The sequence below is a fragment of the Chitinophaga eiseniae genome, assembly GCF_900167135.1.
Taxonomy (GTDB): Bacteria; Bacteroidota; Bacteroidia; order Chitinophagales; family Chitinophagaceae; genus Chitinophaga; species Chitinophaga eiseniae.
In genome coordinates this window covers 733,174-759,209 of record NZ_FUWZ01000001.1, presented here as the reverse complement: position 1 = coordinate 759,209, position 26,036 = coordinate 733,174, and the positions used below count along the sequence as shown (strand labels likewise).

At 51.4% G+C, this 26,036-nt stretch carries 17 protein-coding genes; 6 read left to right on the top strand and 11 right to left on the bottom strand.

Annotated elements, in window-relative coordinates; translation table 11 throughout:
• Positions 1-92 precede the first annotated feature (92 nt).
• Both B5D63_RS03170 and B5D63_RS03165 read right to left on the bottom strand, forming a co-directional pair.
• On the bottom strand, positions 93-2,138 hold the full coding sequence (locus B5D63_RS03170; protein ID WP_235021449.1) for a S9 family peptidase: 2,046 nt from the start codon (positions 2,136-2,138) through the stop codon (positions 93-95).
• Between the two features lie 188 nt (positions 2,139-2,326).
• Complete coding sequence (locus B5D63_RS03165; RefSeq protein WP_078667307.1) at positions 2,327-3,715, bottom strand: Gfo/Idh/MocA family protein; 1,389 nt, start codon at positions 3,713-3,715, stop codon at positions 2,327-2,329.
• A 237-nt stretch (positions 3,716-3,952) separates the two neighbouring features.
• Between B5D63_RS03165 and B5D63_RS03160 the strand changes: the two genes are divergently transcribed.
• From B5D63_RS03160 to B5D63_RS03150, 3 genes are all read left to right on the top strand, one after another.
• On the top strand, positions 3,953-6,727 hold the full coding sequence (locus tag B5D63_RS03160) for a TonB-dependent receptor domain-containing protein (RefSeq protein WP_078667306.1): 2,775 nt from the start codon (positions 3,953-3,955) through the stop codon (positions 6,725-6,727).
• Positions 6,728-6,739: 12 nt separating this feature from the next.
• Positions 6,740-8,107 (top strand): hypothetical protein, encoded by a 1,368-nt coding sequence (locus B5D63_RS03155; RefSeq protein WP_078667305.1) that lies wholly within the window; start codon positions 6,740-6,742, stop codon positions 8,105-8,107.
• A 141-nt stretch (positions 8,108-8,248) separates the two neighbouring features.
• A complete protein-coding gene (locus tag B5D63_RS03150) occupies positions 8,249-9,301 on the top strand; it encodes a phytase (protein WP_078667304.1) in 1,053 nt (350 codons plus the stop codon).
• Positions 9,302-9,369: 68 nt separating this feature from the next.
• Here B5D63_RS03150 and B5D63_RS03145 read toward each other — a convergent pair whose 3' ends face one another.
• From B5D63_RS03145 to B5D63_RS03120, 6 genes are all read right to left on the bottom strand, one after another.
• Positions 9,370-10,134, bottom strand: coding sequence for a succinate dehydrogenase/fumarate reductase iron-sulfur subunit (locus tag B5D63_RS03145; protein WP_078667303.1), 765 nt, complete (start codon positions 10,132-10,134; stop codon positions 9,370-9,372).
• Positions 10,135-10,197: 63 nt separating this feature from the next.
• Positions 10,198-12,171 carry a fumarate reductase/succinate dehydrogenase flavoprotein subunit gene (locus B5D63_RS03140; protein WP_078667302.1) on the bottom strand — a complete coding sequence of 658 codons (1,974 nt, stop codon included), beginning with the start codon at positions 12,169-12,171 and terminating at the stop codon, positions 10,198-10,200.
• 19 nt (positions 12,172-12,190) lie between these two features.
• Complete coding sequence (locus tag B5D63_RS03135) at positions 12,191-12,877, bottom strand: succinate dehydrogenase cytochrome b subunit (protein ID WP_078667301.1); 687 nt, start codon at positions 12,875-12,877, stop codon at positions 12,191-12,193.
• Positions 12,878-13,070: 193 nt separating this feature from the next.
• Complete coding sequence (locus tag B5D63_RS03130) at positions 13,071-13,634, bottom strand: hypothetical protein (RefSeq protein ID WP_078667300.1); 564 nt, start codon at positions 13,632-13,634, stop codon at positions 13,071-13,073.
• 32 nt (positions 13,635-13,666) lie between these two features.
• Positions 13,667-14,485 carry an N-acetylmuramic acid 6-phosphate etherase gene (murQ, locus tag B5D63_RS03125; protein ID WP_078668520.1) on the bottom strand — a complete coding sequence of 273 codons (819 nt, stop codon included), beginning with the start codon at positions 14,483-14,485 and terminating at the stop codon, positions 13,667-13,669.
• A 22-nt stretch (positions 14,486-14,507) separates the two neighbouring features.
• Positions 14,508-15,359: an N-acetylglucosamine kinase gene (locus B5D63_RS03120; protein ID WP_078667299.1), complete on the bottom strand. Its 852-nt coding sequence runs from the start codon at positions 15,357-15,359 to the stop codon at positions 14,508-14,510.
• Positions 15,360-15,567: 208 nt separating this feature from the next.
• On the opposite strand from B5D63_RS03120, the gene B5D63_RS03115 reads away from it, so the two are divergent.
• On the top strand, positions 15,568-17,169 hold the full coding sequence (locus B5D63_RS03115; protein ID WP_078667298.1) for a S41 family peptidase: 1,602 nt from the start codon (positions 15,568-15,570) through the stop codon (positions 17,167-17,169).
• Between the two features lie 123 nt (positions 17,170-17,292).
• Here the strand turns inward: B5D63_RS03115 and B5D63_RS03110 are convergent, their stop codons facing one another.
• Complete coding sequence (locus B5D63_RS03110) at positions 17,293-19,416, bottom strand: carboxy terminal-processing peptidase (protein ID WP_078667297.1); 2,124 nt, start codon at positions 19,414-19,416, stop codon at positions 17,293-17,295.
• A gap of 362 nt (positions 19,417-19,778) precedes the next feature.
• On the bottom strand, positions 19,779-21,002 hold the full coding sequence (locus B5D63_RS03105; protein ID WP_078667296.1) for a PQQ-dependent sugar dehydrogenase: 1,224 nt from the start codon (positions 21,000-21,002) through the stop codon (positions 19,779-19,781).
• Between the two features lie 109 nt (positions 21,003-21,111).
• Between B5D63_RS03105 and B5D63_RS03100 the strand changes: the two genes are divergently transcribed.
• Complete coding sequence (locus B5D63_RS03100) at positions 21,112-22,371, top strand: MFS transporter (protein ID WP_078667295.1); 1,260 nt, start codon at positions 21,112-21,114, stop codon at positions 22,369-22,371.
• An 88-nt stretch (positions 22,372-22,459) separates the two neighbouring features.
• Here B5D63_RS03100 and B5D63_RS03095 read toward each other — a convergent pair whose 3' ends face one another.
• Positions 22,460-22,954: a YkgJ family cysteine cluster protein gene (locus B5D63_RS03095; RefSeq protein ID WP_078668519.1), complete on the bottom strand. Its 495-nt coding sequence runs from the start codon at positions 22,952-22,954 to the stop codon at positions 22,460-22,462.
• Positions 22,955-23,116: 162 nt separating this feature from the next.
• On the opposite strand from B5D63_RS03095, the gene gcvP reads away from it, so the two are divergent.
• Positions 23,117-25,981, top strand: a complete 2,865-nt coding sequence (gene gcvP / locus B5D63_RS03090; RefSeq protein WP_078667294.1) for an aminomethyl-transferring glycine dehydrogenase — start codon at positions 23,117-23,119, stop codon at positions 25,979-25,981.
• Positions 25,982-26,036 lie beyond the last annotated feature (55 nt).

Here is a 26,036-nt window from a genome sequence, read left to right as displayed (position 1 = left end):
GCGAAGATCAAATTGAATTGATCTTCGCTCCTTTGCTTTCTTGTTAATCTTATAAAATCTTAGCGCCTTTGCTGCTTAGCGCCTTTGCGTGACTACTTCGCCAACTTCAGGAAAAACGCGTATTCCAGCGCTACTTCCTTCAGTGCCTCAAACCGTCCGGAGGCGCCACCGTGGCCGGCTTCCATATTAGTATGCAGCAGCAGCATATTTTTGTCTGTTTTCAGTTCCCGCAGTTTGGCCACCCATTTGGCAGGCTCCCAGTATTGCACCTGTGAATCGTGCAGACCGGTGGTCACCAGCATATTGGGATAGTCTTTGGCGGTCACGTTATCATACGGTGAATAGGACTTCATGTACTCATAAGCATCTTTGTTCTTGGGGTTGCCCCATTCATCGAATTCGCCGGTGGTGAGCGGAATGCTTTCATCCAGCATGGTCGTCACCACGTCTACAAACGGTACAGCTGCCACTACGCCATGGAACAGCTCCGGCCGCATATTCACCACCGCGCCCATCAGCAGGCCGCCGGCGCTGCCGCCCATAGCGTACAGCTGGCCGGGATTGGTATAGTTTTGTTTCACGAGAAAATCGGCGCAGTCGATGAAATCGGTAAAGGTGTTTTTCTTTTTGAACATCTTACCATCTTCATACCACTGGCGTCCCATTTCCTGTCCACCGCGCACATGCGCGATGGCGAAAGCAAAGCCCCGGTCCAGCAGGCTGATTCTGTTGGAACTGAAACCGGCATCGATACTGTTGCCATAGGAACCGTATCCGTAAAGCAACAGCGGTGCTTTCCCGTTTTTGTGGAAGTCTTTTTTATAGACAATGGAAACAGGCACTTTGGTACCGTCTGTAGCGGTGGCCATGAGCCTTTCCGTGGTGTAGTTTTTCGGATCATAACCGCCGAGCACTTCCTGCTGGCGTTTCAGTTCCTGCTTACCGGTTTCCATGTTGTAATCATACACGGAGTTGGGCGTGATCATGGAAGTATAGTGGTAGCGCAGTTCTTTGCTGTCCATCTCCGGGTTGTTCCCCAGGTAGGCGTCATACGCCGGTTCTGCGAAAGAGAGGTATTTTTCCTGGTGTGTTTTATCGTTGATCACGCGGATCTGTGTAAGCCCGTTTTTCCTTTCTTCCAGCACCATGAATTCTTTGAAAACATCCAGGCCGGACAGCAGCACGTCGCTGCGGTGAGGGATGACTTCTTTCCAGTGATCACGGCCGGTTTTGTCCAGCGGAGTTTCCATCAGCCGGAAGTTCAGCGCGTTCCAGTTGGTGATGATGTAAAACTTATCGTCTTTATGATCGATGTCGTACAACATGTCTTTGGTGCGCGGCTGGAACACGGCGAAAGCACCGTCGGGTTTAGAAGCATCGAGCACGCGGCTTTCGGAAGAAAGGGTGCTGCCGCTGTGGATAATGATGTATTTGCCGGATTTTGTTTTCTGTAAACTGAGGCTGAATGTTTCATCTTTCTCGTGGTATACTTCTTTGTCCGCATTGTTGCCCAGTACGTGTTTCATGATCCGGTCGGCACGAAGGGTAACGGTATCTTTACGGCTGTAGAAGAATGTCTTGTTATCGTTGGCCCAGCAGGAACCGCCGGTTGTTTCAGTGATGGCATCTGTGAAGACTTCCCCTGTTTCCAGGTTCTTGATATGGATGGTATAACGGCGACGGCTAACCGTATCGATGCCATAGGCCAGCAGTTTGGTATCGGGGCTGACACTCAGTCCCGTTACGGCGCAATAGGTATGTCCCACAGCCAGGTCATTGACATTGAGGATGATTTCCTCGTCCGCCTCGAGACTACCTTTTTTACGGCAGTAGATGGGATATTCTTTTCCCTTTTCAAAACGGGAGTAGTAGTAATAACCGTTTTTAAGATAGGGCACGCTCATATCCGTTTCTTTGATGCGGCCTTTCATCTCTTCAAACAGTTTGGTCCGCAGGTCTTTTTCGGGAGCCATCACGGAGTCGAGGTAGGCGTTTTCGGCGGTTAGCCAGGACAGTACTTTGGGATCTTCCCGGTTGTTCATCCAGTAATAGTTATCGATCCTGGTGTCACCGTGTATCGTTAGCTCTTTCGGTATCTTTTCCGCGACTGGTGGCTGAAAATTCTCCTGGTTGTTCATATTTTTTTTCTTTTCTTGACAAGACAATAACACAATTCCTGCGACTACAAGTAAACTTACTTTCTTCATGTAAAACAGGTTTTACCCAATTTAAGCAATTGCGGCCGATATTTTCCGCATAAAAAAGGCGCCATGGAAAGATTACCATGACGCCCGTATTTTGAACATGTTTTGGCTGCAGCTTTTGATTATGCCAGCACGCGCATTTTCACCGGGTCCCAGCGGAGCATTTTTTTACTGAAGTAGCTCTGGTTGGTCACCAGGGCCGGCCCGGCGGCGCGAAGACCGAAGGTAGCATCTTCCACTACGGTCTTGCCTGTACGCATGGATTCAAAGAAATTTTTGAAGTGGTCCAGGCGGTCGTCGTATCCCGCAGGTGCAGCGTAGTTACTGGTCGTCTCCACCGCTTTGCCTTTGTTGCCGCCATAATGGGCGTTATAGTCTTTCACAAACTCCGCCTGTTGTTTTTCGGAGAAGGTGCGGAAGGTGTCCCAACCGCCATAGCCGGGTGCTTCAGGCAGTTTATGTTTTTTGATTTTAAAGTCGTTCCATCCTATTTCCATTACACCGTCGGTACCGATCAGGCGGGTATATTCGCCGCCGCCGCTGCCGTCTGCGAAATTAACGCGGAGGGTCATCTGGAAGGCCGGGTGTTCTTTGGTTTCCGGATAGTCAAAAATAGCCACCACTACATCGGGCACGTCGCGGCCATCTTTCCATTGTGAAAGGCTGCCGCTGGCGTATATGCTGGTGGGGCCGAGTGAACCGGTGATAAAATGCAGGCCGGAGATCAGGTGTACAAACAGGTCGCCGGGGATGCCGGTGCCGTAGGCCTGATAGTTGCGCCAGCGGAAAAACCGTTTGGCGTCGAAAGGTACTTTAGCGGTGTCTTTCAGGAAAGCATCAAAATCCACGGTGGCGGGAGAAGCGTCTGTAGGGATGGAATACTGCCAGGCGCCGAGTGCGCTGTGACGGTCCATGCGGGCCTCCACCACGTTCAACTGACCGATTTCACCGGCCTGGTAGCGTTTACGCGCCTCCGCGAGGGCGATGCTGCTTACCCGCTGGCTGCCCACCTGGAACACCGCTTTGGTGCGTTGTTGCGTGGCGATCACTTTATGTCCTTCTTCTACCTGCTGTACCATTGGTTTCTCACAGTAGACCGCTTTACCTGCTTCCATGGCTGCGATGGAGATGGTGTCGTGCCAGTGGTCGGGCGTAGCCACGATGATGGCGTCGATGTCTTTGCGTTGCAGCAGTTCGCGGTAGTCGCGGGTGGTGAATATGTTGGGACCGTAGACCTCTTTTACACGGTCCAGGTGGCCGGTGTACAGGTCGGCTGCCGCCACGAATTCCACGCCGGGTACCTTAATGGCGGTATCCACGTCGCCAAAGCCCATGATGCCCATGCCTACGCAGGCCAGGCGGATTTTGTCGTTAGCGGCAAATGGCTGTTCCGGTTGCAGGAGGGTCACCGGTTCGTTTTCCCGGCCAAGGGCCGCCAGTTGGCCGATGCCCAGCAGCGCCGCCGTGCTGCCAATGTGTTTGATAAACTTCCTGCGGGATTGGTCTGACATATCGCAATAAGATTTTAATAAGATTTTAAAAGCGATACTATGATAATAAAAAATATCAGCAATCAGGCATTCGAATTATGAACGGTCGATAAGATATTTTGATGGCCTGCTAAAACGCTTCAGCGTGTTTGCGGAAACTTAATACAAACTTCACAATTCCTTCATAAAGACTTAACGGCCTCTATAGTGCTACAGTGCTGGAAGAACGGTTATTTCGCCCCGACAAAACCACTCTGTATGAAGTTATTTTTACCACTGCTTATCTTTATCATGTCGGGAATTTGTGCCTTGGCACAAACAACCACCGGCGTGAGAGGGACCGTAACCGACAAACAAACAGGACAGCCGCTGACAGGAGCAGCGGTGAAGCTGAAAAACGAACATTATACTGCCAGCGGCACCACCGGCCTGGACGGCAGTTTCGTTTTCCGCGATGTGCCTGCGGGTGATTATGAGATCAAGGTAAAAGATCTCGGGCATCATGAAGTGGAAAAGAAAATCCACTGCGAAGGACAGGTAAACACCCTGAACATCGAAATGGAATCCAAAGACGTGGCGCTGAAAACCCTGACCGTCACCGGCAAAGGCGACAAAGGCAGCGAAAAAAGCGCCCTGAAAACGGTACAGAAAGCGGATATGGTGCTGAATGCGGTATCTGCAGCCGCCATCCAGGTATCACCGGACATCACCATCGCCAACGTGATGCAGCGCGTCTCCGGCGTGTCCCTGGAACGCAGCAACAACGGCGACGGCCAGTACGCCATCATCCGCGGTATGGATAAAAGATACCAGTACACACTGATCAACGGTATCAAAATACCCAGCCCGGACAACAAAAACAGGTACGTACCCCTCGATATCTTCCCGGCCGACCTGGTAGACCGCCTCGAGGTATATAAAGCCATCACGCCCAATATGGAAGGCGATGCCATCGGCGGCGCCACCAACATGGTGATGAAAGATGCACCGAAACATTTTATGCTGAATGCCAACGCCGCTATCGGTTACGCACAAACGCTGTTTGACAACGATTTCACCCGCTTCAGCAGAAGCGGTTCTGCCAAAACCTCCCCTCGCCTGCGTAACGGCAATACCTACGAAGCCCATCTCAGCGATTTCACCAACAACCCGCTGCACCTTAATACCGGTAAAGCGCCGGTAGCCAGCGTATTCGGCATCAGCGCCGGCGGCCGCAGCAAAAACGGCAAACTGGGCGCTATCGCCGGTATCAGCTATCAAAATACCTACCGCTCCAATCAATCCCTGTTCCTGCAAACAGAAGTAGACAAAAACAACAACGATCCCGCTTTTACCGCCGCCAAAAACAGGCAGTATTCCATCCAGCAACAACGGGCAGGCATGCACGCCAAAGTGGATTACCAGTTCAACGACGACCAGCAGCTGTCCCTCTACGCTGCCTATATGAACCTCGGCCAGAACCTGTTCCGCTTCAGTTCAGACACCAGCCTCGAACTGGGCCGCACCGTACCGGGTTCCGGCAGGGTGAGCAACAACTACCGCAGTGAGCGCAGCGTACAGCAGATCAGTAACTTTACCTTACAGGGTAAACATAAACTGGCAGACCACCTGCATATGGACTGGTCAGCCGTATATTCCAAAGCGACTGCCAACGTGCCTGATCGCACCGAACTCAATGTAAATACCGGCGTTACACCACAGAAAGACAACTCCCTTAAACAGGAACCGGTGCTGCTGGACGCACTGGGCGGCGTTACCCACGAGTGGGCCCGCAACTCTGACCAGGACAAAAGCGGTTATCTCAATTTTGTCTATACTCCCAAAATCGGTGGTATCAAAACTGAGATCTCCGTGGGAGGCATGTACCGCAACAAACAGCGCCATAGCTACTACGACCAGTACACCCTGCGTCCGGACTCCACCACGCAGCACTTCAACGGCGACATCGATGCGCACAAACTCACCCTGTTTAACAGGCTGGGCGCTTCTGACGACGCCCTGAACTATGATTTCACCGAAAACGTAGGCGCCTACTACGGTCAGGTAAAATTCCAGATCGGCCGCCTGCAAACGCTCGCCGGCGTGCGGGTAGAGCATACCAAAGCTTTCTGGGAATCTGCCGTACCGTCCAACGTGGAAGGGAAAACAGGTACTATTAAATACGTGGACGTATTGCCGGGCATTCACTTCAAATACATGCCTGACAGCAAACGAAACATCCGCCTCTCCTACTACTCCGCCATCAGCCGTCCAGGTTTCTATGAAACCATTCCTCACCGTGGCGGAGATCCCGACCAGGACTACGATGAAGTGGGCAACCCTTTCCTGAAAAGATCTAGCTCCGACAACTTCGACCTGCGTTACGAATACTTCCCGAAAGCGCTGGATGAACTGCTGGCAGGCGTTTTCTACAAACGGATCAAAGATCCGATTGAATCTGCGCTCGTACAAAACGGCCGCAGCATCAACCTCATGAGCGGTAACTTCGGTACCGCCACCAACTATGGTTTTGAACTGGAAGCCGCCAAGTATATCCGCAAATTTGGTATCCGCCTGAACTATACCTATACCAACTCTTCCATCACCAGCAACAAAATGCAGTGGTACCGGGAAGACAACGGTAATATCACCCAGAAAACCGTTAGCCAGGAACGCCCGTTGCAGGGGCAATCCAAACACATCGGTAACCTTTCCCTGCTGTATAAAGACGCCCATGCCGGCTTCGACGCGCAGCTGGCGATGGTATATACCGGCGAACGTATCGATATCGTATCCCAGTTCCACAACAACGATATCTGGCAGAAAGGTTTCGTGCAACTGGACTTCTCCGCAGAGAAAAGAATCTGGAAAAAACTGTACGCTTACGCTAAAGTGGGCAACCTGCTGAACACGCCGTATGAGCTCTTCATTAAGAGCCCCAACACGGAAAAATCTGCTGCCGGTGTACCTGAACAGGTGGTGGGTAAAAATCTATTCGTCCGCAAAAACACCTACGGCCAGACGTACCTGCTGGGCCTCCGTTTCAAACTCTAAAATCTTACGAACATGAAATTGCATCACTATATCCTCGCCGCAGCTGCCGCCGGTACCCTCTTCACCTCCTGCCATAAAGAAGCGGAGGTGACGATCTCCAAACCGGTCATCACCCCCAGCAAACCCATTACCTCCGATACCTTGTCCGGCAGTATCCAGGGTACGCTGTTAGCCGGCAAAACTTATTATTTCGCCACCGATATCACCATCAATGATGGCGATACCCTTTTCATGCAAAACGGCGTTAAACTCATCGCGCTCGGCGACGGCAGCAGCCAGCTGAAAAGCCCGCAGATCACCGTCAACGGCAGCTTTATCAGTCTCGGTACCAAAGAAGCACCCAATTACATCACCGTATCGGAAAACCTGCGTACCAGCGACAACGCTTTCAAAGGCATCTGGGGCGGTATTCAGTGTACGCCTGCCAAAGACAAACAAGGGGGCGACCTGGTCCTGAAATGGACGCATATCGAATTTGCCGGCGGCCCCGTGGCTATCGGTAATGACGTATATAAAGCCGGCGATCCGCGGTACATGATCTATTTCGCCAACGTTGACAAGAATTTCATCCTGGAGGACTGCTGGATCAGGGGCAGTAAAGACGATGCGATCCGCACGGATGGCGGCCGTATCAGCATCCTGCGTAATACGTTCGAGATGTGCGGTGAAAAAGGCGGTGAAGCACTGAACATGAAGTCCGGCACCATCGGCGACGTCGCTTTTAACGTTGCCATCGGTACTGCTACCAACGCTTTCAAAGTGTCCAATTCCGGCGACAAGACCACGCAGGCCAACGTGTACATCTACAACAACACGATGATCAACTGTGGTTTCCGTCAAACCAAAGAAGGCCGCGGCGGTGGTATCAACTTTGAAGCATTCGCCAAAGGAAAAGCCTTCAACAACCTCTTTATCAACTGCCGCGTAAGCCTGCGCGTAGTAGGCGGCGCAGGTACCGGAGCGGACCTTGCCAACCTTACCTATGGCAACAACCTGTTTTACGGTAACGCCCCTACGCTGGTAAACCAGTTCAACTCCACAGACGGTGTGTCTGTCTTCACCCCTACCGACATCCACGGAGACATCAGGCAAAACAACCCAGTTTTCTATTCTTATGATGTAGATCAGTTTGATTACTCTACCTTAGGAGGCACGGTTAAAGCGCCGCCGGTGAGCTGGAAACAACAGGCGTTGGCATTACTGCAACAGGGCACTTCCAACTTCCGTGTGAAGCCTGCTTCACCGGCCGTAGGGAAAGGTAACAGCCAGTTTGACCCGATGAACATCACCACTATCAAAACGGAAGCCGCTGCCGATGTAATGCGTCCGGGTAAAGACATTGGCGCTTATCAGCAGGATGGTAGCGGAAACCAGCACTAATTTGGCTATTAGGCTATTTGGGAATTGGGTTACTGGATTTCGGATTTTGGAATTTTGGAATTTTGGAATTTGGGATTTGGGATTTGGGATTTTGGATTTTGGAATTTTTTGATTTTTTGATTTTTTGATTTTGGAATTTATATGTGTTATAAAAAGAGCGTAGCAGTAGTGGTAGCAGTAGCAGGCGTAGTAGCCGGCTTCACTGCCTGCAATAACAGACAACACAAGACCATCCCCGCTCCGGCTGCTGATGCGGTAAAGCCGGTGGCTGTTACACCGGTCACCCAATACGACAGTGATGATCTGGCTATCTGGATCAACAAGGCCGACAGCAGCAAAAGCCTGATCATCGGCACCGATAAAAATACCGATGGTGCGTTGTATGTGTACAATCTCGATGGTGAGATCGTGAAGAAAATAAATGGCCTGAAACGCCCCAACAATGTGGATATCGCTTATGGCCTGCTGCTGAATAACCAGCCGGTGGACATTGCCGTAACGACAGAACGGGAAACCAACAAACTGCGCATCTACCGGTTGCCCGATATGGAGCCCGTTGACAATGGCGGGCTGGAAGTATTTGCCGGAGAAAAAGAGCGCGGACCGATGGGCATCAGCCTGTATACCCGGCCGTCAGACAAAACGATTTTCGCCATCGTTAGCCGCAAATCCGGGCCGGCACAGGGTTACCTGTGGCAATACCAGTTGACCGGCAACGGCAAAGGACAAGTAACGGGAACGGTAGTACGTAAGTTTGGCGCTTACAGTGGGAAAAAGGAGATAGAGAGCGTAGCGGTAGACAATGAGCTGGGCTATGTGTATTATTCCGATGAACAAACCGGTGTTCGCCGTTATTATGCAGATCCGGCACGTGGCGACCAGGAGCTGGCGTTGTTTGGCAGCGGCGATTTTAAGGCCGACAATGAGGGTATCAGTATTTATAAGACAGGCGACAGCACGGGTTATATCCTTGTATCAGACCAGGAGGCCAACAGTTTTAATATTTACCGCCGGGAGGCGGCCCAGCCTGTGTTACTGGCCAAGATACCGGTATCTGCTATTAACAGTGACGGATCGGATGTGGTGAATGCAAACCTGGGCCCGAAATATCCGCAGGGTATTTTTGTGGTGATGAGTACGGATAAAACTTTCCACTTTTACGACTGGCGGGATATGGCTGCGAGGATTAAATAACGGAGGGTTAAGCTATAAAAAAACGGCGCAGGTATAGTACCTGCGCCGTTTTTGCATTATATGTCAGACTATTTTTCAGAACCGAAGCCGGCGCCGATGAACTCTCTGTTCAGGCGGGCGATATTGGTGAGGGAGATTTCTTTCGGGCATTCTGCTTCGCAGGCGCCGGTGTTGGTACAGCTACCGAAACCTTCCTTGTCCATCTGGGCAACCATGTTGAGCGCACGGGTCTGGCGCTCAGGATCACCTTGTGGCAGCAGTGCCAGCTGGGATACTTTGGCAGAAACGAACAGCATGGCAGAAGAGTTCTTACATGCTGCCACGCAGGCGCCGCAACCGATACAGGCCGCAGCTGCGAAAGCCAGGTCTGCTTTGTGTTTATCAACAGGGAGGCAGTTGGCGTCCTGTGCGTTGCCGGTGTTTACAGAGATATAACCACCTGCTTCGATGATACGGTCAAATGCGCGTCTGTCAACCGTAAGGTCTTTCAGTACAGGGAAAGCGCCTGCTCTCCAGGGTTCTACCGTGATGGTATCGCCGTCTTTGAAAGCGCGCATGTGCAGCTGGCAGGTAGTGGTACCGGCCCACGGACCGTGTGCGCGGCCGTTGATGTGCATGGAGCACATACCACAGATACCTTCGCGGCAGTCGTGGTCAAATGCGATCGGTTCTTTTCCTTCGTTGATCAGTTGCTCGTTCAGTACGTCGAACATTTCGAGGAAAGACATTTCAGAAGAGATGTCTTTTACGGAATATGTTTCAAATCCACCCTGAGCATTTGTATTTTTTTGTTTCCACACCTTTAAGGTGAGGTTCATGTTATAATGTTCCATATTCGCTGGACAATTATTTTATTTTACAATCCCGGCCCTTTGTAAAGCAATGGGCCAATACCCTTATTTATAGCTACGTTGCGTAGGTTTACATTCTACGAATTCCAGTGCTTCCTTGTGCAGTTCGAACTGACCGGGGCCTTTGTATTCCCATGCTGCTACGTAGCTGAAGTTAGCGTCGTCACGTTGTGCTTCGCCGTCCGGAGTCTGGGACTCTTCGCGGAAGTGTCCACCGCAGGATTCGCGGCGTTCCAGGGCGTCGATGCACATCAGTTCACCCAGTTCCAGGAAGTCAGCCACACGGCCGGCTTTTTCCAGTTCAGGGTTAAATTCTTTTTCGCCACCCGGTACACGAACATCTTTCCAGAATTCGGCGCGCAGCGCTTTGATTTCTTCGATCGCTTCTTTCAGACCTTTTTCGTTACGGGCCATACCGCACTTGTCCCACATGATCTTACCGAGCTTTTTATGGAAGTGGTCTACAGACTTGCTTCCATTGATGCCCATCAGTTTGGAGATGGTTTCTTTCACCTTGTTTTCTGCTTCCGTGAAGGCCGGGTGGTCTACCGGGATAGCTTTGGTGCGGATTTCATCTGCGAGGTAGTTACCGAGGGTGTAAGGGATGACGAAGTAGCCGTCGGCCAGGCCTTGCATCAGTGCGGAAGCGCCGAGGCGGTTGGCACCGTGGTCGGAGAAGTTGGCTTCACCGAGGGAGTACAGGCCGGGAACGGTGGTTTGCAGTTCGTAGTCTACCCAGAGGCCGCCCATGGTATAGTGTACGGCAGGATAGATACGCATGGGTTGTTCGTACGGGTTTTCGCCGGTGATTTTGGCGTACATATCGAACAGGTTACCATATTTTTCTGCTACTACTTCTTTACCCAGTTTAATGATCTCTGCTTTAGGGAGATTGTTGAGCTGGCGTTTACCGGCTTCGATGTTACCGTAACGTTCGATGGCTGCGGCGAAGTCGAGGAATACCGCCTGTTTGGAGGTACCTACGCCATAACCGGCGTCGCATCTTTCTTTGGCGGCGCGGGAGGCCACGTCGCGGGGAACGAGGTTACCGAAGGCAGGGTATCTTCTTTCCAGGTAGTAGTCTCTTTCCTCTTCCGGAATATCGCTGGCTTTGCGGGTGTCGTTTTGTTTTTTGGGTACCCAGATGCGGCCGTCGTTACGCAGTGATTCTGACATGAGGGTCAGTTTGGACTGGTGATCGCCGGAAACAGGGATACAGGTGGGGTGGATCTGTGTAAAGCAGGGATTGGCGAAGTAAGCGCCGTTTTTAGTGGCTTTCCAGGCTGCTGTTACGTTAGAACCCATGGCGTTGGTGGACAGGTAGAACACGTTGCCGTAACCGCCGCTGCAGATCAGTACTGCATGGCCGAAATGGCGTTCCAGTTCACCGGTGATCAGGTCGCGTGCGATGATACCGCGTGCTTTGCCATCGATCTTTACGATGTCCAGCATTTCGTGGCGGGAGTACATTTTCACGTTACCCAGGGCTACCTGGCGCTCCAGTGCGGAGTAGGCGCCGAGCAGGAGCTGCTGACCGGTTTGACCGGCAGCATAGAAAGTACGTTGTACCTGTGTACCGCCGAAAGAGCGGTTGCTCAGCAGGCCACCGTATTCACGGGCAAAGGGAACACCCTGTGCCACGCATTGATCTATAATGTTGCCACTCACCTCCGCCAGGCGATGCACGTTGGCTTCGCGGGCGCGGTAGTCGCCACCTTTAACGGTATCATAGAACAGGCGGTAAACGGAGTCACCGTCGTTCTGGTAGTTTTTGGCCGCATTGATACCACCCTGGGCAGCAATACTGTGCGCGCGGCGCGGACTATCCTGAAAGCAGAATGCTTTAACCTTATACCCTAACTCACCTAATGAAGCCGCTGCTGAAGCGCCGGCCAAACCAGTACCAATCACGATCACTTCGAGGCTGCGCTTGTTGGCAGGGTTTACCAGTTTACAATGTCCTTTATAGTCTTCCCATTTGGAATTTAACGGGCCGGCTGGAATTTTTGCGTTCAACATATATCCTTACTTTACAGAATTATTTTTTTAAATAGATAACAATCGGGATCAGGGCAAAGCCAATAGGGATCAGGATACCGAAGATCCATACGCCTACGAAATTGATCAAACCGTTGTATTTTTTGTGATTCAGACCAAAAGTCTGGAAGGCGCTCTTAAAACCGTGGATCAGGTGGAAAGAGAGACCGATCATCCCCACTACATAGAGGATAACGAGCCATACGTTCTGGAAGGTTTCATAGCTCAGCGCATAGAGGTCTTTCAGTGGTTCGTGGATGCCTTCGTAGGTACGGGTAGGCATTTCAGCGTAGTGGAACTTGCCCCAGAAATTGGCCAGGTGGATCACAATAAAGATAAGGAGGATGCTTCCCATGATCGCCATCTGACGGCTGAACCAGGAAGATGTCTGGTTACCCGGGTTGATGGCGTACTTCACCGGACGGGCAGCCCTGTTGGAAAAAGTGAGCTTCAGCGCGATCAGTGCGTGGATGATGATCACTACTTTAAGGCCCCAGGCGATGAACTGAATCAGGCCGTTATGTCCCATGAACTGGGCATATGCGTTAAATGCCTTGCCTTCGTCGTTATACAGCAGCTGGAAGTTGCCTGCCAGGTGCACAATAACAAAACTGCAAAGAAACAAACCGGTAGCACCTACCAATAACTTCTTACCGATAGATGTATTAAAAAACTGTGACCACTTCATAAGTAAAATTCTAAGCTTCCTTGTATAAAAAGTTGATTGAAATGTCGGGCAAATTTAGCGCAGGAAAAATAAAAACCAAATGATATTTATCAGGTTTTTAGGTACGTAAAAATAATTTACAATGCATAAAAAACTAAAAATCAATGATTTTATGCATATTATCTTTCATTTTGTACTGAAAATATAATATAAATTATTCCAAAAGTTTTAGCATGATATTGTCTATCATATTATACAAATGCAGTGGTTGATATGTTCGCCATTTGTCGTCATCCAGCAGGTGGACGTAGTGTTGCAGGCGTGCTTTTTCGAACTCCTGCCTGGTTTGTTCCGGCATATTGAGGGCAACGATCCATCCGCCTTCGTCTTTGATATCATCCCACCATTCTTCATAGTAGCAGTCATCGGAAGAGTGGAAATTCATTACATTTTCGACGATAAGGATAAACTTATAGATCCCTTCAGCGATGAGCACATCGATGATTTCCCGTTTGAGGGTCATGATATCGTTGTCGATCGCATCGTTCCATTCTCCCAGCAGTTCTATGATGGCGAAGTTGTACTGGTAGTCGGCGAAGAGGATTTTCAGGTACAGGTTGCGGGACCCGAAGTCGTCCCACTGCGGATGAACATAATAATTGTAGACTGTATTGGAGAATTCAAATTCACTGTATTCCCGCCCGTAGAAGGGCGATAGCTCGTCTTCTTCAGCGGCGTACAGGTGCCTCCAGTTATAATATGGTTCGATTGTATGCATGCGTAGTTTCCGGCTACAAATGTCTAATTTAATCAGGCTTTGGCAAAATCGTCCATCGCCTTTTTCACGCTGCCGGCTTTCAGCAGCAGCTGCTGTGCCTGTTCGTAATCGGTGATCGACAGTTTCTCCATCAGCATTTTCACGCCTCTGTCCACTAATTTTTCGTTGCTCAGCTGCATGTTTACCATTTTGTTATCTTCTACCCTGCCCAGCTGGATCATCACGGCGGTAGACACCATATTGAGCACCAGTTTCTGTGCGGTACCGCTTTTCATGCGGGTGCTGCCGGTCACAAACTCCGGTCCTACCACTACTTCCACCGGGAAATCGGCGGCGGCGGATACCGGGGAATCGGGGTTGCAGCTGATGCTGCCGGTAATGATACCGTTGCTGCGGCATTTATCGAGCGCACCGATCACATAGGGTGTGGTACCGCTGGCAGCGATGCCTACCACCACATCTTTATCGGTGATATTAAATTCCTGTAAGTCTTTCCATCCCTGCTCACGGTCATCTTCGGCAAACTCCACGGCTTTGCGGATGGCGGCGTCGCCTCCGGCGATCAGGCCAATGACCAGTCCCTGTGGTACGCCGAAAGTAGGCGGGCATTCGGAGGCATCCACGATGCCCAGGCGGCCGCTGGTACCGGCGCCGATATAGAACAAACGTCCGCCTGCCAGCATTTTATCCGCGATGGCTGCCACGAGTTTTTCAATCTGTGGGATGGATTTTTCCACGGCCACGGGAACTGACCGGTCTTCGTTATTGATGTTGGTCAATAATTCCGTCAGGCTCATCTTTTCGAGGTGACGATAATTTGAAGTCTGTTCAGTTACTTTTACAAATGCCATATATGATCTGTTGTAGAAATGATTAACGATGGTGATATTCAATGAGGCCTTCCATGGGCGTGCGCAGGATTTTGCCGAGCGGCAGTTCATACAGTTCACACAACTCTTTCAGGATATCCTGGAAATGCCAGGCGATGCCGCCTGTGAAATGCAACGAGGTGGTCCAGCTCTCCCGGTATTTATACAGATGGTTGAAGAAAAAGTCATTCAGGCCGTCTTCCAGGATATTTTCAATCAGGAAGTGGCCCCTGTTTTCAGACAGGAAAGTGGAATACGTTGACAGGTAACGGTTAGCCAGTGGCTTACGGTATACGTTTTCGAGGATTTCGTCTTTACTGGTATTGTACTTCTGGTCGAAACGGACCATCAGTTCTTCATCGAAGGTATTGTACAGATAGTACTGCAGTACTTTTCTGCCGAGATAAGCGCCGCTGCCTTCGTCGCCCAGGATATAACCCAGGCCCGGATTGTTTTTCACGATGGTATTGCCATCAAAATAGCAGGAGTTGGAGCCGGTGCCCAGGATACTGGCGATGCCCGGCGTGCGACCGCACAAGGCGCGGGCAGCTCCCATCAGGTCGTGGTTCACATCTACAGCGGCGGAAGGCCAGACCGCCTTCAGGCAGTCGGTCACCAGCTGTGTGTTCTTCTGCTGGGCAAGACCGGTACCATAAAAATAGACCTCGTCTACCACGGTGCCGGCCGGCAGCTGGGGGATCAGTTCCACCTGCATGATCTGCCGGATCTGTTCTGCCGTCTGAAAATACGGGCTTACGCCCTGCGTATGATAGATCCCGGGCTCACGGTCTCCCAGCAGGGCCCATTCCGTCTTTGTCGATCCGCTGTCAGCGATCAGCTTTGTTCTTGCAGCCATCCTGTAATTTATGAAATTAAAGAATCGTAAGCGTTTGCTCCTGATTTATGCTATTTTTGTCACAATTTAAACAAAAGGGTTTCATAAAAACAAATGCCACCCCCGAGTTTAAGCTATGATGATGCATGCGCGCAGCAGATTTCCTTCCGCCTGCGGCTTATATTACATGGTTAGATTGGTCATAAATTAGCGGGATAATAATCAAATTATGTCAAACAGGAAGCTGAATGTTTTTTTACCTCTTCTCTTTGCGGTAGTGCTGGCCCTTGGGATGTTCCTTGGCCACAAAATGCCCGGGTCCAACACAGGCGGTACCACCGTTTTCTTCACCAAACCCACCCGGGGACCGTTACAGGAAGTGATGGACCTTATCAAAACAAAATATGTAGATACACTGGATGCCGATAAAGTACAACAGGAAGCCATCGAAGGACTGCTGAGCCACCTCGATCCGCACTCTGTCTATATTCCCCCTTCCGCGCTGCAGGCTGTCAACGAAGACATGGAAGGCAATTTCCAGGGCATCGGCGTAGAGTTCAATATCACCGCCGACACCGTAAATGTCATATCCGTACTAAGCGGCGGCCCCTCAGAAGCAGCCGGCGTACAAACCGGCGATAAGATCCTTCGGGTCAACGACAGCCTGGTGGCCGGCAACGGTATCACCCCCGATAAAATCCGTAAACTGCTGCGCGGCCCTGCAGGCTCCATGGTCAACACCACCCTGCTGCGCCAGCAGAAACAGATACAGGTGCCTATTAAAAGAGGCGTCATTCCCATCTACAGCATCGATGCCAGCTACATAGCAGCCCCCGGCATCGGTTATATCAAAATCAACAAATTCTCCGCCACCACTTTCGACGAGTTCATGAAAGCCATGCGTAAACTGCAACAGCAGGGCATGGAAAAACTGATCATCGACGTACGCCAGAACCCCGGCGGTTTCATGGACGCTGCTATCCGCATCGCCGATGAACTGCTGACAGACAACAAACTGGTGGTATATACCAAAGGGAAGGACTATCCCCGCACCGACTATAAAACCAAACGTCCCGGCATGTTTGAACGCGGCGCACTGGCCATCCTCACCGATGAAGGCTCCGCCTCAGCCAGTGAAATACTCGCCGGCGCCATCCAGGACTGGGACCGCGGCGCTGTCATCGGCCGCCGTACCTTCGGTAAAGGCCTTGTACAGGAACAATACGACCTGGACAACGGCGGCGCCCTCCGCCTCACCGTAGCCCGGTACTATATCCCCTCCGGCAGAAGCATCCAGAAACCTTATGGCAACGGTACCGCCTATGATGATGATATCATGGAACGTTATCATCACGGCGAACTGGTCAACAAAGACAGTATCAAAATCACCGATACCGTTCCTTACAAGACAGCCTCCGGACGCCGTGTATACGGCGGCGGCGGTATCACCCCGGACATCTTCGTCCCGTTCGATACCTCCCGCTACTCCCGTACGCTAACAGCCATCTATACACGTAATACGCTGAGCAACTTCGCCTACCAGTACTACACCAGCAACAAAGATGCCTTCAAGCAATACAAGGATGCGGAAGATTTCACGAAAAACTTCCAGACCTCCCCTGCCCTGTTCGAGGCATTCAAAACCTACGCACAGAAAGACAGCGTACCCGGTCTTCAGCAACTCAGCGGTCATGACGACACTGAAATCAGGACCCGCCTGAAAGCCATGCTGGCCCGCCAGTTGTACCGCACGGAAGGATTCTATGAAACGATCAATGCTACCGATCCGGTGGTGAAGAAAGCGCTGGAAGAACTTAACCGCAGCAAATGACGACGATGATTGTTGCTGACTCTTCTGATCAAGCGGAGATGTAAGCGAATCCAACATATTACTACTAAAAAGCGAACCGCCCACTGACAGGATCAATGGGCGGTTCGCTTTTTATGTATTCTCTTACCGGTTAGGTTTGCGTTCCATCTTCGGCAGTGACATGGCAATCAGATCGTTCATCACATTTACGGCTTCATCGAGGTAGATGTCTTTGGTCCTTACCTTGATCCAGTCTTTATTACGTGCGATCTTGGAGGAGTCATTGCCGAGTTTTTCCATGTCTGACCTGATGTTCACAATGCTCAGTTCTTTCACCTTATCATTTACAGCGTCATATTTTTTCAAGGCGGCGCTGTTGCTTTTCTGTTCAGACTTAAAGGTCTGCAGGTTCAGTGAATAGGTCTCCTGCTTTTCCAGTTTTTTGAGCGTGTTCAGATTTTCGTTGAGCAGTTTGAAAGCCGGGCTGTTGGCCATTCTTTTCTCGCTGTTCTTTTTCAGCGCTTCTGTCGGCACCGGGTTAATCCATGGTGTGAGTGCTGCGCGGGGAATTTCGTCCCATGCCAGCGCGTCGCTGTCTTTACGTTCTGCCACATCATAGTATGGATCCGGCAGTACTACATCGGAAGCTACGCCTTTCAGCTGGGTGGAGCCGCCGTTGGCCCGGTAGAATTTCTGCTGGGTCAGTTTCAGCGCGCCGAGGCTGCCGCCGTCTTTTACCGGGTAGAAATCGTCGAGGTTGAACAGCCGTTGTACTGTGCCTTTACCGAATGTTTGGCCACTACCGATGATCACGGCGCGTTTATAGTCCTGCATGGCAGCAGCCATGATTTCAGAAGCGGAGGCGCTGTATTCATTGACCATGATTGCCAGCGGGCCATCGTATTGCACGTTTTTATCACGGTCGCGCAGTACAACTGCATCACCGCCTCTGGAGCGTACCTGTACCACAGGACCTTCCGGAATAAAGAGGCCGGCCATCTGTACTACGTCCTGGAGGGAGCCGCCGCCGTTGAAGCGCAGATCGAGGATGATACCTTCTACTTTTTCGGCTTTCAGTTTGGCCACTTCTTTGGCTACGTCTTCCGCGCTGCGGGCGCCGTTGCGGTCGTTGAAGTCGGCATAGAATTCCGGCAGGTAGATATACCCGATTTTATGCTGGCCATTGATGATGGCGGATTTCGCAAAAGTTTCTTCTGTTACGATTTCATCGCGGACGATGGTAATGTCTTTGATGGTGCCGTCCACACTTTTCACGGTCAGTTTCACCGGGGTGCCTTTTTTACCGCGGATCAGTTTCACGGCGTCTTCTACAGGATAGCCGGTGATGTCCACTGGCTCAGCGTTGCCCTGTGCTACTTTCTGGATCACGTCGTTGGCTTTCAGCTGGCCTTGTTTCCAGCTGGGGCTGCCTGTCACGATGCTGATCACTTTGATGCGGTCGCCTTCTTCTTTCAGCTGTGCACCGATACCGAAGAATTTACCGGCCATCTGCTCTTCGAAGGCACGTTTTTCATCCGGCGGGAAGTAGTCGGTATGCGGGTCCATCGTGGTGGTAATGGCATTCACGTATAAGTTGAAGCGATCGTTGTCGTTTTGCCTGTTTTTCAGACGCTCAAAATAGCGGTCGTACAGCTGTTTTACTTTCACGCGGGCTTCGCTTTCCAGCTGGGCGTCGGTTTTGGATTTAGCGCTGTCGCCGTCTTTGGCTTTGTCTCTCAGCTCCTGGAGGTCCGTCAGCTTTTCGAGCGTACGGTATTTCAGCACTTTGCGCCAGGCTTCTTTCCGTGCGTTCTCGTCGGCCGGGTAATCCAGCTTTTCGGGGTCGAGGGTCACTTTCTCGTCCACGGTGAAGTCGAACGGTTTGGAGAGCAGTTCCGGGTAGATGGCTGCCGCTTCCGCCACCCGCTGTTTGATGATGGTGTTGATATTGCGGAAACAGTCTACCGGAGCACCTTTCAATTCGTCGTCAATATGGGTGGCCAGCGGTTCCAGACGGGTGATGTCTGATTTGAGGAAAAATTTCTTTTCCACGTCCAGGCTGCGCACATATTTATTGAAAACCTCTTTGGAGAAGGCGTCATCGATGGATTTGGGTTGGTAGTGCCCTTCCTTCAGCATCTGGCCTACCAGGTTCATGATGACTTCGTAACGGCCAGGGGGATCGTCTGCATGGCCTAGCTTGTTAAAAGCCAACACACCGGCGGATATGCTGAGGAGCACAACCGGGATAATCACTTTCAGTCTCATATGTATCTCTATTAACGTAAACGTTGTCTGATCAAATATAAAATAAAATCGTCCGTTGCCACTTGAAATTATTTCCTTTTAACAAAAAATTGGGCCAAACGGTCGGAAGGAGGGGTTTCTCGCAAAGACGCTAAGTTTTTTGGCTTGTTTTTAAGTTGAAATTTAAGAACGCAAAGGAGCGGAGATCACATATCAGTCAGATCATGGTTGATCAATCGTATTTATACCATTTACACTCATATGCACTGGTTGTTAATTCTGAATAAAAATAAAACAAAATCATATAAGGCGGTCTCCGCTCCTTTGCGTTCTTAAATTTCAACTTAAAAACAAGCCAAAAAACTTAGCGTCTTTGCGAGAAGCTATTCCCTGACCAGCTTATACACTGCGCCTTTGAAGCCGTCTTTGGTAGACATACTGGTGAGCATATAGATTTCTCCCTGCTCATCTTCTCCCCAGCTGAGAATGAAGGGGTTATCCGCAGGGCGGCCAGACAGCTCCAGGTCGGCGCGTTCCCATTTATTCCCTTTCTGCGCCAGCACAAATGTTTTCCCGTTGTAATCGCCGAAAATATAAAGTCCTTTCAGGGAGGGGATAGCGTTTCCCCTATACACATACCCTCCGGTGATGCTGATGCCCAGATCGTGGTCGTACTCGTGTATCGGGGGCAGCAGTTTGTTGCGGTTTGTACCAGCGGGGACATTGAATTCATGATACCCCTCCATGATGCGCCAACCATAGTTGCCGCCTTTGGTGATGATGTCCACCTCTTCATATTTGGCTTGTCCCACGTCGCCGGCAAACAGTTGACCGGTAGATCTGTCGAAAGAGAAGCGCCACGGGTTACGCAGGCCATAGGCCCATATTTCCGGCTTTGCTCCGGCTGTTTTTACAAACGGATTGTCAGCCGGCACTTTATAGGGAGTACCATTCACGTCTATACGCAGTATTTTTCCCAGCACGGTGCCGAGGTCCTGCCCGTTGCCGGCGGCGCCGTGTTTGTCTCCGCCGCCGCCACCGTCGCCCAGGCCGATGTAGAGGTAGCCGTCACGGCCGAAGGCCAGCTGGCCACCGTTGTGGTTGGACTCTGGCTGGTCGATCTCCATCAGCACCCGTTTGGAGGCCGGATCGGCCGCGTTCGGATTGGTGGCGGATGCGGTAAACTCCACCAGGCGGCTTTTGTGGTCCAGCACCCGTTTGACCGGGTTAGGCACCGGGGCGCTGTAATACACATAAAATTTGCGGTTCTTTTTGAAGTCGGGATGAAAAGCCATGCCCAGCAAACCTCTTTCGTCGTAGGCTGGATTGACCTTCACCATATCCCCGCTTACGTCCAGAAAGGGCGTCTGCAGCTGGTTGCCTTTCCTGTCCACGATCCATACCTTTCCTTCCTTCTGGCAGAAAAACAACCGGCCTGTACCGTCATGCGGCACGGCCATATTCACCGGGGAAATAAACTTATCTGTAACCAGTTGCAGCCTCGCTTTTCTGGCAGGAGGCGCCGCTTTGCCAGGATCTCCGGCGCAGGCGGCATGGGCGACTAACAGGGGAATGAACATCCCACATAACAACCCTCGTATTTTCATAGTAGTGCGGAATTTAAGAAGCACTAAAAATAGCGGATTATTATTCCTTCACTGATGACTTTTTGCTTTTTCCCTGCTGCTTTTTACCTTAGCAGGAAATTACACCCGCTTGGACACAACGGCCTCTACACCCAGAAACGACCCATACGCTTCGCTACGCTACAAGGAGTTTAACTACTATCTGGTCATCCGCTTTGCGCTGGTATTTGCGCTGGCCATGCAGTTTGCCATCATCGAATGGAAAGTATATGCCCTCTCCCACGACCCGCTTTCCCTGGGGTTCATCGGATTGTCTGAGGTCATCCCTGCTGTTACGCTGGCGCCTTTTGCCGGGCACCTGGTAGACAAGCGCGAGAAGCGTGGCCTGTTGCTGAAATGTGTGATCGCCTATCTTTTTATCAGTACCGGTTTATTTTTGCTCACGTGGGACAGAGCGGTGGCGGGCATGTCTACCCACTGGATATTGATATCGATCTACTTCCTGGTATTTACCGGCGGTGTGGTGCGGGCTTTTGTGAGTCCATCTAATTTTTCCCTGCTGTCTTTACTGGTGCCCCGCGCATTATATGCCAATGCTTCCACCTGGAGCAGTTCTGCCTGGCAGATCGGCGGCGTGCTGGGACCTGCGCTGGGCGGGCTTTGTATCTACTGGTTCGGCGTCCACTGGTCTATGTTGCTGGTGGTGGCCGTTTTCCTCGCACCGCTTTACAGCCTGATATTGATCAAGCCCAAACCTATTTATTATCAGGAGCGGGGAGAAACGTTCTTCCAGGGTCTTACCAGCGGGATGCGTTTTGTATGGAGGACCAAAGTAGTACTTGGAGCCATGGCGCTGGATATGTTTGCCGTGTTGTTTGGCGGGGCGGTGGCGATGTTACCGGCTTTTGCCACAGATGTGCTGCACGTAGGCTCGCTGGGGTATGGACTGTTACGTTCCGCTCCTGCGGTGGGCGCGCTGATCACCATGTTCATCATAGCGCACCGGCCACTGGTCAACAAACCGGGTATTAAACTGCTGGCTGCCGTGTTTGGGTTTGGCCTGACCATTATAATCTTTGGTCTCTCTACCAGCTTCTGGCTGTCTATGGCCGCGTTGCTGGTCAGCGGAGCGCTGGATGGCATCAGTGTGATCATCCGCCAGACAATTCTTCAGCTGAAGACGCCGGACGATATGCGCGGCCGCGTGGCTGCTGTAAGTTCCATGTTCGTGGGTTCCTCCAATGAGCTGGGTGCTTTTGAGAGCGGCTTTATGGCCAGGAAACTGGGCCTGGTTACCTCTGTGGTGTTTGGCGGTTGTGTTACGCTGGCCGTGGTGGTCACCACCTATGTTATCAGTCCGGCCATGCGTAAGCTGGATCTCAAACCGTAACAGATTTAGGCATTTTTTTGATTTACGGATTTTGGAATTTCTGGGATTAAAATCGCGGACATCAGAAAATCAGTAAATCAAAAAATTCCTACATTTTCATAGTGTCTTTCAACTTTTCCAATATGTAAAACACGGCGGGACAGATGGTGCTGTTTTCGTAGGTGATATTGGGCCGTTTGAAAAAATCATAGCTGTCGGTATACGGATAGTTAGCGCAGTCGCCCGGGCGCACGTCGTAGATGCTGCAGCCGTTATCTCCCCCTAAAAACGGGCAGGGGCTTGATTTCACCACATAATCCTCATCTTTGTCTATACGCAGGTAAGTCTCAATAAAAGCGCCTTCTTTCATGCCCAGGTATTTGGAGATCCTTTTGATGTCCGGTGCTTTAAAGCGGGGGCTGATAGACTTGCAGCAGCGGGCGCAGTCCATGCAGTCGATATGGCTGAAGGCTTCCTCATGAAGGTCCGGCAGGAGTTTTTCCACCCCTTTGCCGCGGCGGGTCTGCAGTTTCTGCAGAAATTGTTTATTGGCCTTTTGTTTGTCTTTGGCCTTCTGTTCCCAATCTTCTAAAATCTTGCTCATTGCTGCAAAGATAAGCAAATACCCGGTGGACAAAATCATGACAGTAGGCATCCGGGGGGTGGTATCATTTATCACTGTTTTCCATCTCTCAGGGCCGTTGTTTGGCGGTTGCTTAAAATCTGCATAGCTTTGCGCATTCTATTTCTAATACCTGCTTACATCATGAATCTTTTTGATATCCAACAAATTGAATTCGTGCACCGTCACATTGGTCCGAATGAAGCTGAGAAGAACCAGATGCTGGAAAGCATTGGCATTGCCAACCTGGATGAGCTGATCAACAAAACTGTTCCAGGCGCCATCCGTATGCAACACCCGCTGGCTGTTCCGGCAGCGATGAGCGAGAGCGACTACCTACGCCATCTGAAAGAAATTTCCCTGAAGAACAAGGTAATGCGTAATTACATTGGCCAGGGTTATTTCGACACGATCACGCCGAGCGTGATCCTGCGCAACGTATTTGAGAACCCGGGATGGTACACGCAGTACACGCCGTACCAGGCAGAGATTTCACAGGGACGGCTGGAAAGCCTGCTGAACTACCAGACGATGGTCAGCGACCTGACGGGCTTACCGATTTCCAATGCGTCACTGCTGGATGAAGCTACTGCAGCGGCTGAAGCAATGACCATGTTCTTCAACGCCCTCAACAAAGACCATGACCATGTAACCAGGCCTAAGTTTTTTGTAGATACCAACGTTTATCCCCAAACGCTGGACGTTATCCAGACCCGTGCTACACCACTGAACATTGAAGTGGTGGTGGGTGATTACAAAACCGCGCAGTTCGACGCCGACTACTTTGGCGCGCTGATTCAATACCCCAACAATGTGGGTGGTGTTGAAGATTACCAGGAGTTTATTCAGAAAGTACATGCCGTGGGCGCTTTTGTTGGCGTAGCCACCGACCTGCTGGCATTGACGCTGCTGGCTTCTCCGGGTGAACTGGGTGCAGACGCAGCCTTCGGCTCTGCCCAACGTTTTGGTGTTCCTTTGGGCTTTGGTGGTCCTCACGCGGCTTTCTTCTCCGTGAAAGACGACTTCAAACGTTCTATTCCCGGCCGCATCATTGGTGTTAGCATCGACGCACAAGGTCAGCGTGCCCTGCGTATGGCGCTGCAGACCCGTGAACAGCATATCAAACGCGAAAAAGCAACTTCCAATATCTGTACAGCACAGGCCCTGCTGGCCAATATGGCGGCAATGTACGCCGTGTACCATGGCCCTGAGGGACTGAAGAACATCGCTACCCGTGTAGCGTTGCTCACTGCTGCGCTGGCAGAAAAATTACAGGCCAAAGGACTGAAACTGGCCGCAGGCAGCTTCTTCGACACCATCGTGGTGGAAGGCGCCGGCGATGTGAAAGCAGCCGCTGAAGCAGCTGGTATCAACTTCCGTTATTTCGCCAATGGCCAGGTTGGCATCTCTCTCGATGAAACCGCCACCATCACCGACGTTAACGATATTCTCCGTGTATTCGGTGCCGGTAGTGTGGACGCAGCCGGTGTTTCCAACAGCAAAGCCGCTATCCCGGCTGGTCTGGAACGTGCCTCCGCTTATCTGCAGCACCCGGTCTTCAACAGCTACCACAGCGAATCGCTGATGATGCGTTACCTGAAAATGCTGGAAAACAAAGACCTGTCACTGAACACGTCGATGATCTCCCTCGGTTCCTGCACCATGAAGCTGAATGCAGCCTCCGAAATGATCCCGCTGAGCTGGGCCCACTGGAGCAAGATGCACCCGTTTGCCCCGAAAGAACAGGCCGGCGGTTACCTGCAAATGACTTCCGAACTGGGCGAATACCTCAGCCAGATCACCGGTTTCGACGCGTGCAGCCTGCAGCCTAACAGCGGCGCTCAGGGCGAATACGCTGGTCTGCTGGTGATCCGTCAATATCACCAAAGCAGAGGTGAAGGACACCGTAACGTGATGCTGATCCCTATCAGCGCCCACGGTACCAACCCCGCATCTGCAGTAATGGCTGGTTTCAAGGTAGTAGTGGTAAAAGCACTGGAAAACGGTTACATCGACGTGACCGACCTGAAAGCCAAAGCTGCTTTACATGCCAAAGACCTCGCCGGTATCATGATCACTTATCCTTCCACCTACGGTGTATATGAAGAATCAGTGAAAGAAATCTGTGCCACCATCCATGAACACGGCGGCCAGGTATATATGGACGGCGCCAATATGAACGCCCAGGTAGGCCTCACCGCTCCGGGTATCATCGGCGCAGACGTGTGCCACCTGAACCTGCACAAAACCTTCGCTATCCCCCACGGTGGCGGCGGTCCCGGCATGGGCCCCATCTGTGTGGCCAAACACCTGACACCATTCCTGCCAGGTCACGTGGAACTGAACAACGGTAAAGTATCCCATGCCGTATCTGCAGCACCGTTTGGTTCTGCCAGCATCCTGCTCATTTCTTACGCTTATATCCGCATGCTCGGCAACACCGGCGTGAAACAGGCTTCCGAATATGCTATCCTGAATGCCAACTACATGAAGGCGAGACTGGAGAAAGCATACGATATCCTGTACACCGGTGTGAACGGCACCTGCGCCCACGAGTTCATCGTAGATCTCCGTCCGTTTAAAGCATCTGCCGGCATTGAAGCGGAAGATGTGGCCAAACGCCTGATGGACTACGGTTTCCACGCTCCTACCATGAGCTTCCCGGTACCGGGCACCATCATGATAGAGCCTACCGAAAGTGAGGACAAAGGTGAACTGGACCGCTTCTGCGACGCCCTGCTGGCGATCCGCGAAGAGATCCGCGCCGTGGAAGAAGGTACTGCCGACAAACAAAACAACGTACTTAAAAACGCGCCTCATACCCAGCACGTGATCACAGCCGATGAATGGAACCGTCCTTACGGCCGTCAGCAGGCAGCTTACCCGCTGGAATATGTGAAAGCCAATAAATTCTGGCCTTCCGTAAGCCGTGTGAACAACACTCACGGCGACAGAAACCTGATCTGCACCTGCGAACCAGTAAGTGCCTACGAGGAATCTGTAGCGTAAAAGCTCATTTAACAATAAAAAAAGCTGCCCCGGGATGGGGCAGTTTTTTTTATGC